The following is a 14,534-nucleotide window of genomic DNA, read 5'->3' as shown; positions in this document are numbered from 1 at the left end:
ATGTTTAGGCTTTTTTTTAGGATTTTTCTAAACGCAAATGTATATTTTAAACTCGCATTCAAAGAGCATTTTTTTGGCTCTTTAATCTGCTTAATTGCTGGAATCTGCGGAGTTATAATCAGCCTAAAATTGGGGACATCAAAAGAGGTCGAAAAAATACTATTCTTAAGCCTAATGTTAATCCCAATAAGCCTAAGTCTAGAATCGCTAAAAAATCTAGATTCTACAAAACTCCCTTATTTAGGCAGATTATTCGCTTCCTTAAACGCATTTTTTAAAAAACCAAATCCAGCAAAAATCGCCATATTTTTCGCCCTAATTTTTATTTCTATTCCCATTTATTTCTACATCGTTTTGCCACTAATGGCAAAAGACATAAGGGCGATTTATCAGTTTTTTGCCCTAATTTTCGCATTTTCTAGTATATTTATTGCGTTAAATCTAAGGGATAATTATACAAGTTTTTTGTATATCGTGTTTGCTTGGGTGTTGCTTGGGCTATTTTTTCTATTATTTTTGATTTTATCTGGCATTATGCTTTTATTTATAGAGATGCTTTTTAAGCTGAATTTGACATTTCGCCTTTTTGATATGCGTTTAGCGATACTAAATACGATTTTTGGGATATTTTTTATCGGTTTTATCGCCAATCTCCATACATTTATACATCGCACTCTAATAAATAAAAAAATCGCTCCAAATAACGCACTCAATGTCATTTGCAAGGGTGTTTATGCACTAATACATATTTTTGCATATATCTATATTTTACTCTTACTGATTTATTTTATCTTCGTATGGTTGGGATTTATAAGCGGAGAAATTAGCAATATTGCTCTGTGTGCGTGGTTTTGTGTCTTTGGGCTAATTTTAGTGTGGCTAAATAAGGGGCTTTTTGGTGATTCTATTAAAGTGGAGGATTCTGCTAAAACAATAGATTCTGCTTCCGCAGATTCTACGATTTTTAAGGATTCTACAAAATCGTCAAATTTTATTAAAGATTCTATAGATTCCACGTTCCAAGATTCTGCCTCAAATCTTGCGAAAAATCCTAATAAATGGGGGAGAAACAATAATATTTTGCTAGGATTTTTACTCTTTTTTACGCTCATAATTTTTTATTCAATCATTGTTAGAGTGCTTGAGTATGGGATAACGCCGAGTAGATATATGGTGTTTTTAGGGACTTTTGGCGTCTTTATCGGTATTATCTGCACTTTTATTTTTAAAAAGCCCCTTAAAAATTTGCTTTTTTTCTTTGCATTTCTTAGCATTATCTCCTCATTTGGGGCGTTTAGTGCGATAAATTTAAGTATAAACTCGCAGCTTAGGGAACTACAAAGCTTAGAATTAGTGGAATCTAATGCCAAAAGAATTGCCTCAATCTATCATTTTTTACGCGAATATGGGGCGGAATCTAGCTTAGATTCCAATATAGAATCTTGGCTTAAAAATCGCGGATTTAATACGGAATCTAACATAGATTCTGCTTTGGATTCCACAGATTTTACAGATTCCGCCCAAGATTCCACAAAATCTAATACAAATTCCACAGATTCCGCCCAAGATTCCATAAATGCCACAAATAAGGGCAGTAATGCTAAGTGAGGCTTCAAGTGCTAAGTTTAGGCAGTTTTCATATATTTTTCCAAGAAGATTTGGTGTAAATTTTAGCCAAAGCGGAGGGCGGATTCATCTATTTGGAGCGCCAAAAGTTGGCAAAACTTGCATTGCCCTAAACTATGCAAAAAGCTTCAAAAACCCCTTCTACATTGACTTTTGCGATATTCGCAACTCTATCGATGATATTAAAAACGCTCTCCTAAAAATATCTATGGAAAAAAAGGTTGATATTTTGATTTTGGATAATTTTCCGCTAGATTTTACCTTGCCAAATGTAAGGCAAATAATCACTATTGGTGAGCTTCCAAACCCCGATACAAGCGTTATAAGTCGCCCTATTTTACCACTTAGTTTTGAGGAATTTATAGGCTTTGATAACTCAAATCAAGAGATTACTCAGCTTTTAGATTCTTTCCTAAAGCACGGGAATTTACCCCCTATGCTTTATATCAAAGATTCTTTTAAAATTTCCCATAAGCAAGAAATGCTATTAAATATTTTTAAAGATGAATTGCCACTTTTTTCGCTCATTGCGAGTTTTCAAGGGCGAGCAATTAGCATAAATCAAATCTATTTAAGTGCAAAAAAGAAATGTAAGATTTCAAAAGATAAGCTTTATGGTTTTATAAAAAGCCTTGAAAATCGTGGGATTATTCATCTTGTGCCACATATTGAAACGACGGAAAAAGCTTTGATGAATGTGGAAAATGGGGCGAATCTACTAGAATCTAGCGAGAAAATTAAGCTAAATCTATTAAATATTAAGCCTAAGCTTACACAAAAATCGCTCCCCAAAAAGTTATTTTTATGGGATTTTAGTCTAAAAAACGCCATAAGTTACGAGAAAAATCTAATGGCAGTGCTAGAAAATATGCTATTTTTGGAGCTTTTGGGAGAGAATAAACCTATTTTTTATAGCGATAAAATCAATCTAATTTGTGGTGAAAATGGCTATATTCTAGCACCTTTTAAGACTTTGGAGAGTATTAGGGAAAATCTCCAAGCAATCGCAAAAAGTGATTTGAATTTTTGTGGGCTTAATATCATCGTTATAACATTTGAATTAGAAGGTGAAATCAATATCAATGGCACTAAAATTCTCATAAGAAATTTTATAAATTTTGCATTAGACGAAATCTTTTAAGTTTAATATATCTAGAAAATTCCCCCATTACTAAAGAGCTAATATTAGAGGGAAATTGCTAGATTCTAATAATTATTTATAAAATAGAGCAGTATTATTCATACTCTTTAAGCTCTATATAAGCTATCATATTTTTTATATCCATACTTGAGTATCCCTCAAGAAGTGCTTGTTTAATTGATGTTGTGCTACTTATATTATTATTATCACCAACATCATACATATAATCTTTGATAATAGCATATAAACTTTCTTCATCATATTCTTTTAGGTTTTTTGTAAGATTTTTATCGCCATTCACGCCATGACAATTTTCACAAGCAGCCGTATATACCCTTTTGCCTATTTTAAGATTCATATCTTCTAGGAATCCTTTGCTATAAAAATCTTTGTTTTGCTCTATATGATTTTTTTGTTGTTGGGTTAAATCGTCTGCATATTCATAATATTGTAGATTAGATTCTCCAAAAGCCAAAACACACATAGCAACTATTAATATAATTTTTTTCATTTCTTAACCTTATACATTAAATAAATATCTATATCCTAAAAATATAGTAGTCCCAGATTGAACTTTAGTGTGATAATTAGGCTCTTGCTGGAGTCCTTTTTTTAAATCACTTTCAGCTTTTATGTTATATGGAGCTAGTTTTACACCAAGTTCAATTTGATGATTTTGTATAAAAATGGCTTGAATCCCTATATTATAAATCAAACCATTTCCATTAATATTTTTCAACTTTCCTGCCAATCCCACTGCACCACTGCCATCAGCTATTATATTGATATTAGTATCATTAAATTTACTATATTCATATCCTAATCCAATAAAACCACCAAGTGCAAATATATCATTAAAATCATATTTTAACAACATATCTATATTTGCACCTATATTATAGCCATTATATTTTGTATTGCCTTTTGATACTACATTTCCAATACCACCCGGTTGCGTTATGGTTGTTTCTTTATCCATATTTAGATAATTACCACTTACATATCCTCTAATTCCTATATAATTTAAGAAGTAGTGTTGGTATCCTAGTTTTAAACCAAGAGAAAGATTGTTTTTTGATTTCGTATCCATAGTCCCATTAATTGAAGTTTTAATGAATTCTTGATTATTTAGCGGTATTCCTAAATCAGCACCTATAAAAATGCCATTACTAGCATTAAGATTGGATAACGACAATACAAAAACTACGATTAAAATTAATTTTTTCATAAATATTTCCTTAAATTATATTTTTAGATATGCAAAGTGGGATTATATATAAATATAATAAATTAATGAATAAATTTAAAGATAATTATTTTATAATACCATCGCCTAAGTGGTGCGTGTTTCTGTAAAAAATTGACAAGTCCGATAAAATATATTTTTAGATTCGTGTAGTCGTTTGTATGTGTCGGTGTTTCTGCTATTAAATATTTATGATGTTTAGGATTTGCCGCCTACACAAATGCTTAGAATCTAGGTTTAGTATCTATTAGGGGCTAAACAATTTCAAGTAACGCCCACTTGGGTAAAGATTGCAAATAAGGTTAAGTATTGAATATTTTAATTATTGGAAGTGGTGCTAGGGAGTATAGTATCGCATTAAGTCTTTTAAATGACAGTCGTTTAAGTCATATCTATTTTTGTCCGGGGAATGGAGCTACAAGTGAGCTAGGAGAGAATATTGATATAAAAGATAATAAAGATATAGTTGTTTTTTGTATAAATAATAAAATAGATTTAGTTGTGATTGGTCCTGAGCAGCCATTATGCGATGGTTTAAGTGATGAATTAAGAAATAATAATATAAGAGTATTTGGTCCTAGTAAAAGAGCAGCGATGCTAGAAGGCTCTAAGATTTTTATGAAAAATATACTAAAAAAATATGAGATTCCCACAGCTAGATTTATAGAAGGTAATAATAAGGAGAATCTTTTTAGTTTTATAGATTCTATTGAGAGTTCTAAGATTGTTTTAAAAGCCGATGGGCTTTGTGGCGGAAAAGGTGTAATAATAGCACAAAATAAAGATGAAGCAAAAAGCACATTAAATGATATATTAAATGGAAAACTCTTTGGAGAAGCTGGAAAACAAGTAGTAGTAGAAGAATTTTTAGATGGATATGAATTATCTGTTTTTGCTATATGTGATGGTAGTGATTTTATTATCTTGCCTGTGGCACAAGACCATAAAAGATTGCTTGATAATGATTTAGGTCCAAATACTGGTGGAATGGGAGCATATAGCCCAACTCCATTATGCAATGATAAATTATTGCAAGATATAAAGGATAGCATTATTAAGCCGACATTAGATGCGATGAAAAGTGAAAATGCTGAATTTAGTGGCGTTTTATTCTGTGGGATTATGGTTGTAGATAATAAACCCTTTGTTTTAGAATTTAATGTTCGATTTGGAGACCCCGAATGCGAAGTAATCCTACCACTTTTAAAAACACCTTTGCTTGATATTTTAAATGCAAGTATTGATAAAAAACTAGCAAATTTCACATATGAGATTCTCCAAAAATATTGCGTTGGTGTGGTTGTGGCATCGCAACATTATCCTTTTAAAAGTTCCCCAAAAGAAGAAATCACATATTCTAATATTAATTTCTTAAGTAATCAAATCTCTCATATATCATTTGCTGGAGTTAGTAGGGATAATGATAGATTATACGCAGATGGCGGAAGAGTGTTTGTTGCTATTGGGATAGGGGATTCCCTAAGTGAAGCGAAAAATAATGCATACAATCTAACCAAAAATATTTCTTTTAAAGGTATGATAATGAGAAAAGACATATCGAATAAAGCGTTATAAAGGCAATTTATGGATATTTTAGAAACATTAGATAGAGAAGGTTTGCAAATAGCATCAAATCAAAAGAGAATCTTAGCTTTTATTATTGATGATTTGATTATTTCATTAATAATTTTTATTGCTTTTTATAATCAAATAATGGAACAAAATGGAAATATGGAAGCAATAAATAATTTACTTGCAAATATGATGCTCTATATTATTATTCTTAGAATCGCTTATCAAACATTATTTACCACTTTATATGGTGCAAGTATTGGGAAGATTATTTGTAAGATTAAGATTGTTAGGATTGACACCATCGATAAGCCAAATTTTTTACAATCTCTTGGACGCTCTATAATTAGGACAATTTCGGAGATATTATTTTACATTCCCTTACTTCTTGCCTTTGCAGACCCATTTAAAAGGGCTTTGCACGATATTTTATTAAAAACAATAGTTATTGATGTTAGCTTACCTCAAGATATAGAAGAATCCTAATTTTATATGCGTTATTTTTTATCTTTTATTGCTTTATTGTTTTTTACACAAATTCTTTTTGCACAAGAAGCACAAGATTCAAAAGAAGCAACGCAAGAAAAGCAAGTAGCACTAAAAGAATATGATAATGAAAATAATAAGATTTTTGAACTTTTTGCAGATAATCTAGATTCTATTAATTACACTACTATCATTGCAACTGGAAATGCAGTAATAATTAGCCAAGATATGTATGTTATCGCTGATTATATTAAATACAACACACAAACGCGTGAAGCTGATATATCCGGAAATGTGAAATTTTATCGTGATGGCTCATTATTTTTAAGCACACAAAAAGGTTTTGTAAGATTCGATGAGGATTATTTTGTAGTAGAGCCTTTTTATATGCAGGATTCTAAAAGTGGGGTTTGGATTAGTGCGTCATTTGCAGAAAATAAAGATGATGAATATAATCTAAAAGATATTGTTGTTTCTGGTTGTGATATTGATAGTCCTATTTGGCATATTGAGGGTAGCTCTGGATATTATAATCAAGATAGCTCCATAGCAAGTATTTGGAATCCTAGAATCTATATAAAAAATATACCCATTATGTATTTTCCGTATTTTTTTATATCCACGCAAAATAAACGCACCACAGGGCTTTTATATCCAGAGTTTGCAAGCTCTACGCTTGATGGCTTTGTGTATATTCAACCTTTCTTTTTGGCATTGCAAGATTTTTGGGATATGACTATTAGTCCGCAGGTTAGAACTAGTAGAGGACTTGGCTTTAATACACAAGCAAGAGTTATTGACCCATCTAATAAGATGTTTGAGTTAAATGCTGGAATCTTTTGGAATAATAATAAATACAAGAATCGTTACAATATAGAAAATCAAATTGTTTTTGGGTTTAATTTTAATCACGAAAGGCGGAATCTAATAAATGAATTTATAGATTTTGATGGTGATGGGCTTTATTTAGATTTTAAATATATGAATGATTTGGATTATATACGATTGCAAAGCACAAAAGATACAACGATAGAGGATAGACTCCAAACCTCGAGAGCAAATTATTTTATGAATAAAGATGAGCATTTTTTGGGATTATATTTTAAATATTTCCTAGATTTATCTAAGTTAAGCAATAGCGATACATTTCAAACATTGCCACAATTCCAATATCATCGTTCTTTAGAGCAAACCGAGATTAAAAATATATTATATTCCATTGATGTAAATGCTAAGAATATTACTCGTTCTTCGGGTTTTGGGTATTTTGATAATAGCATACAAGTGCCTTTATATTTCACAACACCAATTTTTGCTGATTACTTAACAATTGGTGCAAATGCAAATTTAAGTGCAAATGTTATTACTTTAAATAATATTGGAAATACAAATATTCAAAATAGAAACAGCACATATTTTGGTGCTACTTATGGGGTTTTTCTTAACTCAAATGTCGCAAAACAATATGATAAAATTTTTCATACAATGAGTTTTAATGCAAGTTTTACAAGCCCACTTTATCAATATTTTGATGATGATAATCAGGTTTTTAGCTCCAATGCTACAAATACAGGATTATTCGGCACTCTCAATAATATCACCACAACACAGCAACAAGTCCAATTGACATTCTCTCAATATTTTTTTGGATTAGGCGGGATTGAGCTTGTTTATCATAGAATGTATCAAGATATTAATCCACAAGATGAGCAAAGTAAATTAGCTAATCTTAGAAATGAAATTGGTTTTTCGCCAATTAGTAATATTGATATAATGACAACTATTTTTTATTCGCATTTTTATAATGATATTGAGGAAGCTTCATTATCATTGAATACAAGATTCGGGTATTTTCAAGGGAATCTTACTTATTTTTTTAAGAAAAAATTTACATTTAACGATGCAAGGATAAAATATACAGAAGAAGCTGCAAACTTTTTACGACTAAGACTTAGCAATGATTTTGGTTATTTTGCACTTTATGGAGATATAGGATATGATTTTAAGTTAAAATATTTGAGAGATTGGAATATTATTATTTCCAAAGATATTCGCTGTTTTGGTATTGGGCTTAGATTTGCAAATGAGATTGTGCCGATACTTACAACAATAGGTAGCCAAACCGTTAGAAATACTTATGTTAGTTTAGAGTTTAGATTCGTTCCAGTTACTGCTACATCTTTTTCATATAGATTTAAAGAAAGCATACAATAAGGTTAAATAATGATAGATAAGTTTTATGAGCCATTTATAGATAGAGAAGATGCACTTAATAAATTACTCGACATCATTCCTAGTAAGTATCTAACTAAAAATAATACTATTTTGATTGCTATGAGCAAAGGAGGATTGTTTCTAGCAAATGAAATATCTAAGAGAATGAATATCCCGCTAGATTTTCTATTTACAGAGCCGATTCTAGCACCTAGGAATCCTGATTGTGAGGTTGCCATTGTAAGCGAGAGTATGGATATTGCAATAAATGAGATTCTAGTAGAATCTTTTGATATATCTTATGATTTTATCTATGGTGAAGCACAGAGAAAATACGAGGAAAAGATTCTGCCAGATATTTATAAATTTAGAAAAGGCGAGGTTATAAGCTCACTTAATAAAAAAAATATATTAATTATTGATGATGGCATAGAAACTGGGCTAACGATGAATGTGGCAATTAAAACTTGTATTAAAAAAGGGGCGATTTCCATCGTGATTGCAACACCAGTTGTAAGTGATGATGTAGCTGATATGCTCGATGAGAGTGCGGATATTATATATAGCGTTTATCGTCCAAAACATTTTGTTAATACAAAATATTATTATAAGAATTTGGCGAATATAGATTCATCTTTTGTTACAGATATTTTAAATAAATCTTTATCTACAAATGTTTCACAAAAATTATAAAAAGGAAAATAATGGAAATTAAAATACAAAATAATGGAGTAGAGGAGTTTTTTTATCTAAATAAAGTAGCCAAAGCCGCAAATGGTTCTGTGCTTTATAAAAAAGGTAAAGCAGTGATTCTTGCTACTATTACCACTGATGAAAATGCAAGTATAGAGGGCGATTTTTTACCACTAACTGTGCAATATATTGAAAAAAGTTATGCAAATGGCAAGTTTCCGGGAGGCTATATCAAGCGAGAGGGCAAACCGAATGAATTTGAGATTCTAACTTCTAGGCTCATTGATAGGAGCATTCGCCCACTTTTTCCTAAAAATTATCGTTATCCTGTGCAAATTAGCATTTTTGTTTTGAGTGTGGATAGGGATTTGGATTTACAAGTTTTAGCACTAAATGCTACTTCTGTGGCACTTTTAACTTCCAACTTACCTATTGATAAGACTATAAACGCTTTGCGTATCGGTAAAATTGATAATGAATTTATAATAAATCCTACGCTAGAGCAGCTTTCAAAATCAAATATTGATTTATATATTTCTGGTGAAAATAATAATATTTTTATGATTGAGTTTAAAAGCAAAGAAGGGCAATTAGATGAAAACGAGTTGCTTTATGCAGTGGAATTAGCACAAAATCATATTAATACAACATCGAATCTTTATTTAGATACATTTAAGCGATATATCAAACCACATATTAATATTAATATTCAGGATTCTAATCTAAATGAGAGTATTTTTACATATATAGAAAATAATTATTCTAAGATTCTGGAATCCTGCTTTACTAATATGGCAAAAAGTGAAAATAATGCGATATTAAATGGGATTATTAAAGAAATTGCGATAAATAATGATTTTAATCAAGTTGAGGTTGAGATTGCTATTTCTAAATTTAAGCGAAATTTTATTAGAAATAAGATTCTCAATGAGGAAAAACGACTTGATGGAAGAGGACTAAATGATATACGAGATATTAGTATAGAGACGAATCTTCTCCCAAGTGCACATGGAAGTGCACTTTTTACAAGAGGGCAGACACAAGTTCTAGCAGTTTGCACGATTGGCAGTGATAGCGATATGCAATCTTATGAGATATTAACTTCTAAAACCCAGCAAAAAAGTAATTTTCTATTTCATTATAATTTTCCAAGTTTCAGCACGGGCGAAGCGTATCCAATCGGCTCTGTAAATAGAAGAGAATTAGGGCATGGGAATCTTGCAAAAAAAGCATTAGAATCTAGCTTAAGGAATGAAAATAGGGCAGTTAGAATCGTAGCAGAAGTCCTAGAATCTAATGGCAGCTCATCAATGGCAAGTGTTTGTGGCGGGTCGCTTAGCCTATGTGCTGCGGGGATAGAGGCGGAGTTTTTAGTGGCTGGAATCGCTATGGGGCTTATAAAAGATGGCGATAAATACAAGATTCTAACGGATATTATGGGGATTGAGGATTATGATGGTGATATGGATTTTAAAGTAGCGGGGAATAGAAGCGGAATAACTGCTCTCCAAATGGATATAAAAATCAATGATATAAATATCTATATCTTGCGTGATGCATTATTAAGGGCAAAAGAAGCCAGACTAAGCATTTTAGATAAAATGGAGATTGCAAAGGAAAATATTATTTTAAATGACAATACGCCTGTATCGCAAGTTTTTAAGATTCCTATTAATAAAATACCTAGCATAATAGGTCAGGGTGGTAAGAATATAAAAGATATTATCGAGAGATTTTGTATTAGTATAGATATAAATAAGGAAAATGGAGAGGTTAGAATAAGTGGCGAGAGTAAAGAAAATGTCCAAAAAGCAAAAGATTTTATACTCTCTAGCGTTTATATTTGTTTGGATTCTTTTAAAGTTGGCGATAGATTTAGCGGTAAGATTAAGCGAATCACAGATTTTGGAATCTTTGTTGAGATAAAAGATGGGATTGATGGCTTATTGCATAATTCAAAATTAATTAAAAATAATATAAATATACGAGATTTTAAAGAGGGCGATAGGATTAATGTAGAAATTGCCGCAATCAATAATGATAAAATCGAGCTTATTATTTCTTAAATCTATATTTGAGATTTTTGTAGAGATTAAATATTAATCTCTTAGAATCTTACTTTACTATCATTTATAAATAAATCGTATAAATTGCGGATTAAAAGATTCTAATGCCATTTTGCGATTTTTGTTTAAATTATTTATTCTTAAAGCAAGAATAGTATTAGTGGGTTTTATTGTAAGTTAAATTTTATATTAAATTAGTAAAATACACACATCAAGGCTATTTATAAGTAGGGGACAGAACCGAACGAAGTTGCTTTGAAATATACAATTTGGAGTTTATGATGAAAAAAATACTATTTGTGTTTTTTGCTTTTATGGGTGTTGCTTTTGCAGCAGATGGCGGACTAAGTGGAATGGATATGATTAAGGCTTATTCAGCAATTGGTGCAGTTGTAGGTCTTGGTATCGCTGCACTTGGTGGTGCGATAGGTATGGGGAATGCAGCTGGAGCAGCAATCTCTGGTATCGCTAGGAATCCGGGCGTTGGTGGTAAATTAACAACTACAATGTTTATTGCAATCGCTCTTATAGAAGCACAGGTTATATACACACTTGTTATAGCACTTATAGTTCTTTATGCAAATCCTCTTTTAGGATAGTTTTTAGAATCTCTTTTAAAGAGATTCTAAGCTATTAAATCTTTCAATATTGCGGTTATGGTGGAATTTGGTAGACACGCCATCTTGAGGGGGTGGTGAGGCGACTCGTGCGAGTTCAAGTCTCGCTAACCGCACCAAAGCTATTAAAATCATTTGGAATTAGATTCTAATATTTTATTCTCACTATCTCTATATTTATTTAAACATTCTTAGAATCTATAAAATCAAAGCAAAATATCATAGGTTTTATCCCATTTTATATCTTTACTTTTATATCTTGGCTTTTATGTTTTATAGATTGGTTTGTATCTAATAAGCTTTTTTATGATTTTTTTAAATTTGAGTTGAGCCTTAAAACAATAAAAATGCATTATGCTAAAAAGCGGGTATTTTCTATTTTCTTTTAATACCCCAAAGAGCCTTTTTCTTGCTTCCACCCACGAAATCGAAGTATCATTTTTCAAGGTTGTATTTTGTATATAGTATAGATTATAGGCATCAAGGCTACTTTGTATCAATAGATTATCATTTATAGATAGCTTTATCTTATCCTCAAAGCATCGTATTTCTGAGGCGAAACTAAATACTTTTTGGGCTTTTTTCTCACCCATTTCAATATAGCTGGAATTATCATTTTGTGTTTTAAATATTAATGGCTTAGAGTTGTATGTATATGCTCCGCCAAACTCCAAACTAAGCCAACCTACCACCCAAAATGGATAATAAAAATATGTCTCTCCATCTACAAATGGGCTTATTCTATGCTGATAGATATATTTTGCAATCTTAGTATTAAAGCAAAAGCCCGATACATAGCTTCGTAGCATTTTATATAGTGGGTGAGATTTGGTTTGATTTGGGGAGAGATGGACGTTTTTATTCTTAGGTGGAGCTACATAATATCTATCTATTTCATCTATATATGCCACACCAGAGATTATCTCTGTGATTGCATTTGGTGTAGATTGTGTTGGTTTGGATTCTTGGGATTCTGGGGTGTTGGATTGTGGTATTTGTGAATCTTTTGTTTTAGATTCTAATGATTTAGATTCTAATGATTTAGATTCTTGTTGCTGCCCCCCCCTATACGCTATATTTTGGCTTTTAATAATATCTAAAATATCATTTAGGGCAGCGTGATTTATCCTATCTTCATCACTTACAATCAATGTAAATTCGCCATTTGCATTCATTATGCATTGCTTAAAATTACCGCAAAAACCTAGATTTTTACCATTGCGATAGTAGGAAAATCGCTTATCGTCGATATTTGCTAGAATCTCTTTTGTGAGATAATCCTCGCTATTATCGCATACTATGACTTCTATGTCTTGCGATTTATTGCTTAGCGTATCGCTTATAGATTCGATTATGCGATGTGGTCTTTTGTATGTAGGAAAGGCTATAGTTAAAAGTGGCATTTTGACCCCCATAAATAAATTTAAAAGCCAAATTATATCATTTATGCATCTCATCTATTTCGTAATCTTTTAATTTTTTTATTAAGTATTCTTTATTTAGATATAGATTATTTTCCGCCCATTGATTTTCATCGCTATTATCGTATATATCACATATTATTGGTAGGTATTCTATATTTTTAAACATTGCAGAAATTATCAATAAATGCTCCGTCATACTATGACTTCGTAAGCCGATTAGCTTTGCGTTTGTGGCATTCATAAATAAGCCATTTATTAGGCTTGTCCCCTCAATGCTAATGATTACTTTTGCACGCATTATGTGGTTTATCTTTTCTTTTAGATTGTAATCCTCCATATATATTTTTTCAAAACCATATTTATGGTGCAATATCTCAAAAATCTCATCTTCATTTACCAAATATCGCCTCGGGGATTTTTTGCGACTTATGTAGATTCGCTCACCTTTTGCTTTAAAATTACTATCATATAGATTATCTTGAAGCTTTTTTATAGCAGGTAGTATATATTTATCATTACATTGTGGATTTGAGCAGAAATATACATTATCAATATGGTAATTTTGATAATCAAGATATAGGATTCTATCCTTTGGTATATTTTCTATATCTAAAATTTGGCTTATAAACCATTGGTGATATTTGCTAAATCCGCGATGTTTTGGTGGTGCTATGATGTAAAAATCCATATTATTTTTTCTTGCCATTTCAAGCAAAATCAACAATCGCCCATAACCCTCAAAAACGAAATGATACATATTTGAAAACCAAGCACAGAAAAATATTATCTTTGGCTTTGTTTTGTCTTTAAAGATTTTTCTATTGTTAAAACTACGAATTGAGATATATCTAAAATAAATCTTTTTTATTAGATTCTTAATATCGCTTTTGCTTTTTATATTGCATATGGATAGATTGGAAATATAGTCAAACTCATCTTGTTGGTATGTGGAATCTGTAGCGGAATTTAGGCTTTGTGAGATAACTTTATCATTGATGAAAATACCGCCATAGGAGCATACTTTTATATTTTGTGGATTCTCGTGCGGATTCTGTGGATTCTCGTGTGGGTTTGGGTTGCTTAAATAATGGTAGATTTTTACTTCATTTATTGGAATATGAAAGATTCTAGCATTTGGATTGGATAATTCGCTCTTTAGGTTATCGAGCTGCCCCCCCCTATTTTCGTTTGTTGCATTTAACCCAAACTTTGTTATTTTATATATACTATGGGGTTTATTGCTATCTAATATGCTTTTATATTCTAAGGAATCCTTTGCTATTTTGCTATCTATTTTTAATTCTAATATATTCATTTTATGCCTTTTGGTGATTTATAGATGTTATTTTATCAAAAGTAAATCTTAATGGTGGGTTTATTAGAAGTTCAATATAATCTTAGTTTTTAGAATCTTAATATTTTTGCATTATATTTTATTTACCACAAAAC

12 protein-coding genes and 1 tRNA gene are annotated in these 14,534 nt (G+C 30.9%); 9 read left to right on the top strand and 4 right to left on the bottom strand.

Translation table 11 applies throughout. The annotated features are described in order from the left end of the window. A complete protein-coding gene (locus CCY99_RS04585; protein WP_112060238.1) occupies positions 1-1,608 on the top strand; it encodes a DUF4153 domain-containing protein in 1,608 nt (535 codons plus the stop codon). Then, positions 1,598-2,767, top strand: a complete 1,170-nt coding sequence (locus CCY99_RS04580) for an ATP-binding protein (RefSeq protein WP_112060237.1) — start codon at positions 1,598-1,600, stop codon at positions 2,765-2,767. Before CCY99_RS04585 ends, CCY99_RS04580 begins: the two co-directional genes overlap by 11 nt. A 94-nt stretch (positions 2,768-2,861) precedes the next feature. On the opposite strand, the gene CCY99_RS04575 is transcribed toward CCY99_RS04580, so the two are convergent. Together CCY99_RS04575 and CCY99_RS04570 are read right to left on the bottom strand one after the other, a co-directional pair. Next, a complete protein-coding gene (locus CCY99_RS04575) occupies positions 2,862-3,278 on the bottom strand; it encodes a c-type cytochrome (RefSeq protein WP_112060236.1) in 417 nt (138 codons plus the stop codon). Positions 3,279-3,287: 9 nt separating this feature from the next. Beyond that, positions 3,288-3,995 (bottom strand): outer membrane beta-barrel protein, encoded by a 708-nt coding sequence (locus CCY99_RS04570; protein ID WP_112060235.1) that lies wholly within the window; start codon positions 3,993-3,995, stop codon positions 3,288-3,290. A 327-nt stretch (positions 3,996-4,322) separates the two neighbouring features. On the opposite strand from CCY99_RS04570, the gene purD reads away from it, so the two are divergent. The 7 genes from purD to CCY99_RS04535 all read left to right on the top strand — a co-directional run bounded on the left by purD (position 4,323) and on the right by CCY99_RS04535 (position 11,780). After that, positions 4,323-5,588 (top strand): phosphoribosylamine--glycine ligase, encoded by a 1,266-nt coding sequence (purD, locus tag CCY99_RS04565; RefSeq protein WP_112060234.1) that lies wholly within the window; start codon positions 4,323-4,325, stop codon positions 5,586-5,588. A gap of 9 nt (positions 5,589-5,597) precedes the next feature. Next, on the top strand, positions 5,598-6,071 hold the full coding sequence (locus CCY99_RS04560; protein ID WP_112060233.1) for an RDD family protein: 474 nt from the start codon (positions 5,598-5,600) through the stop codon (positions 6,069-6,071). 6 nt (positions 6,072-6,077) lie between these two features. Continuing rightward, entirely contained in the window at positions 6,078-8,285 is a 2,208-nt protein-coding gene (locus tag CCY99_RS04555) for an LPS-assembly protein LptD (RefSeq protein WP_112060232.1), read from the top strand. Positions 8,286-8,294: 9 nt separating this feature from the next. After that, positions 8,295-8,978: a phosphoribosyltransferase family protein gene (locus CCY99_RS04550; protein ID WP_112060231.1), complete on the top strand. Its 684-nt coding sequence runs from the start codon at positions 8,295-8,297 to the stop codon at positions 8,976-8,978. Positions 8,979-8,989: 11 nt separating this feature from the next. Then, positions 8,990-11,044 carry a polyribonucleotide nucleotidyltransferase gene (locus CCY99_RS04545; RefSeq protein ID WP_112060230.1) on the top strand — a complete coding sequence of 685 codons (2,055 nt, stop codon included), beginning with the start codon at positions 8,990-8,992 and terminating at the stop codon, positions 11,042-11,044. Between the two features lie 281 nt (positions 11,045-11,325). After that, positions 11,326-11,643 carry a F0F1 ATP synthase subunit C gene (locus CCY99_RS04540; RefSeq protein ID WP_112060229.1) on the top strand — a complete coding sequence of 106 codons (318 nt, stop codon included), beginning with the start codon at positions 11,326-11,328 and terminating at the stop codon, positions 11,641-11,643. Between the two features lie 51 nt (positions 11,644-11,694). Then, positions 11,695-11,780 (top strand) — tRNA-Leu (locus CCY99_RS04535). Positions 11,781-11,927: 147 nt separating this feature from the next. Here CCY99_RS04535 and CCY99_RS04530 read toward each other — a convergent pair. Together CCY99_RS04530 and CCY99_RS04525 are read right to left on the bottom strand one after the other, a co-directional pair. Continuing rightward, positions 11,928-13,064 (bottom strand): glycosyltransferase, encoded by a 1,137-nt coding sequence (locus CCY99_RS04530; protein ID WP_181646840.1) that lies wholly within the window; start codon positions 13,062-13,064, stop codon positions 11,928-11,930. 37 nt (positions 13,065-13,101) lie between these two features. Further along, a complete protein-coding gene (locus CCY99_RS04525; RefSeq protein WP_112060227.1) occupies positions 13,102-14,400 on the bottom strand; it encodes a glycosyltransferase family 61 protein in 1,299 nt (432 codons plus the stop codon). Between the last annotated feature and the right edge of the window lie 134 nt (positions 14,401-14,534).

Source organism: Helicobacter sp. 16-1353, from assembly GCF_003288815.1.
Lineage (GTDB): Bacteria > Campylobacterota > Campylobacteria > Campylobacterales > Helicobacteraceae > NHYM01.
The sequence above is the reverse complement of the archived record's forward strand: the minus strand, read 5'-3'. Positions and strand labels throughout refer to the sequence as shown.

What these genes read in the sequence shown, in the direction of transcription:
- CCY99_RS04540 (WP_112060229.1), top strand. Translation starts at nt 11,326, where the DNA reads ATGAAAAAAATACTATTTGTGTTTTTTGCTTTTATGGGTGTTGCTTTT.
- CCY99_RS04575 (WP_112060236.1), bottom strand. Translation starts at nt 3,278, where the DNA reads ATGAAAAAAATTATATTAATAGTTGCTATGTGTGTTTTGGCTTTTGGA.
- CCY99_RS04555 (WP_112060232.1), top strand. Translation starts at nt 6,078, where the DNA reads ATGCGTTATTTTTTATCTTTTATTGCTTTATTGTTTTTTACACAAATT.
- CCY99_RS04560 (WP_112060233.1), top strand. Translation starts at nt 5,598, where the DNA reads ATGGATATTTTAGAAACATTAGATAGAGAAGGTTTGCAAATAGCATCA.
- CCY99_RS04545 (WP_112060230.1), top strand. Translation starts at nt 8,990, where the DNA reads ATGGAAATTAAAATACAAAATAATGGAGTAGAGGAGTTTTTTTATCTA.
- CCY99_RS04525 (WP_112060227.1), bottom strand. Translation starts at nt 14,400, where the DNA reads ATGAATATATTAGAATTAAAAATAGATAGCAAAATAGCAAAGGATTCC.
- CCY99_RS04585 (WP_112060238.1), top strand. Translation starts at nt 1, where the DNA reads ATGTTTAGGCTTTTTTTTAGGATTTTTCTAAACGCAAATGTATATTTT.
- CCY99_RS04570 (WP_112060235.1), bottom strand. Translation starts at nt 3,995, where the DNA reads ATGAAAAAATTAATTTTAATCGTAGTTTTTGTATTGTCGTTATCCAAT.
- CCY99_RS04580 (WP_112060237.1), top strand. Translation starts at nt 1,598, where the DNA reads ATGCTAAGTGAGGCTTCAAGTGCTAAGTTTAGGCAGTTTTCATATATT.
- CCY99_RS04550 (WP_112060231.1), top strand. Translation starts at nt 8,295, where the DNA reads ATGATAGATAAGTTTTATGAGCCATTTATAGATAGAGAAGATGCACTT.
- CCY99_RS04530 (WP_181646840.1), bottom strand. Translation starts at nt 13,064, where the DNA reads ATGCCACTTTTAACTATAGCCTTTCCTACATACAAAAGACCACATCGC.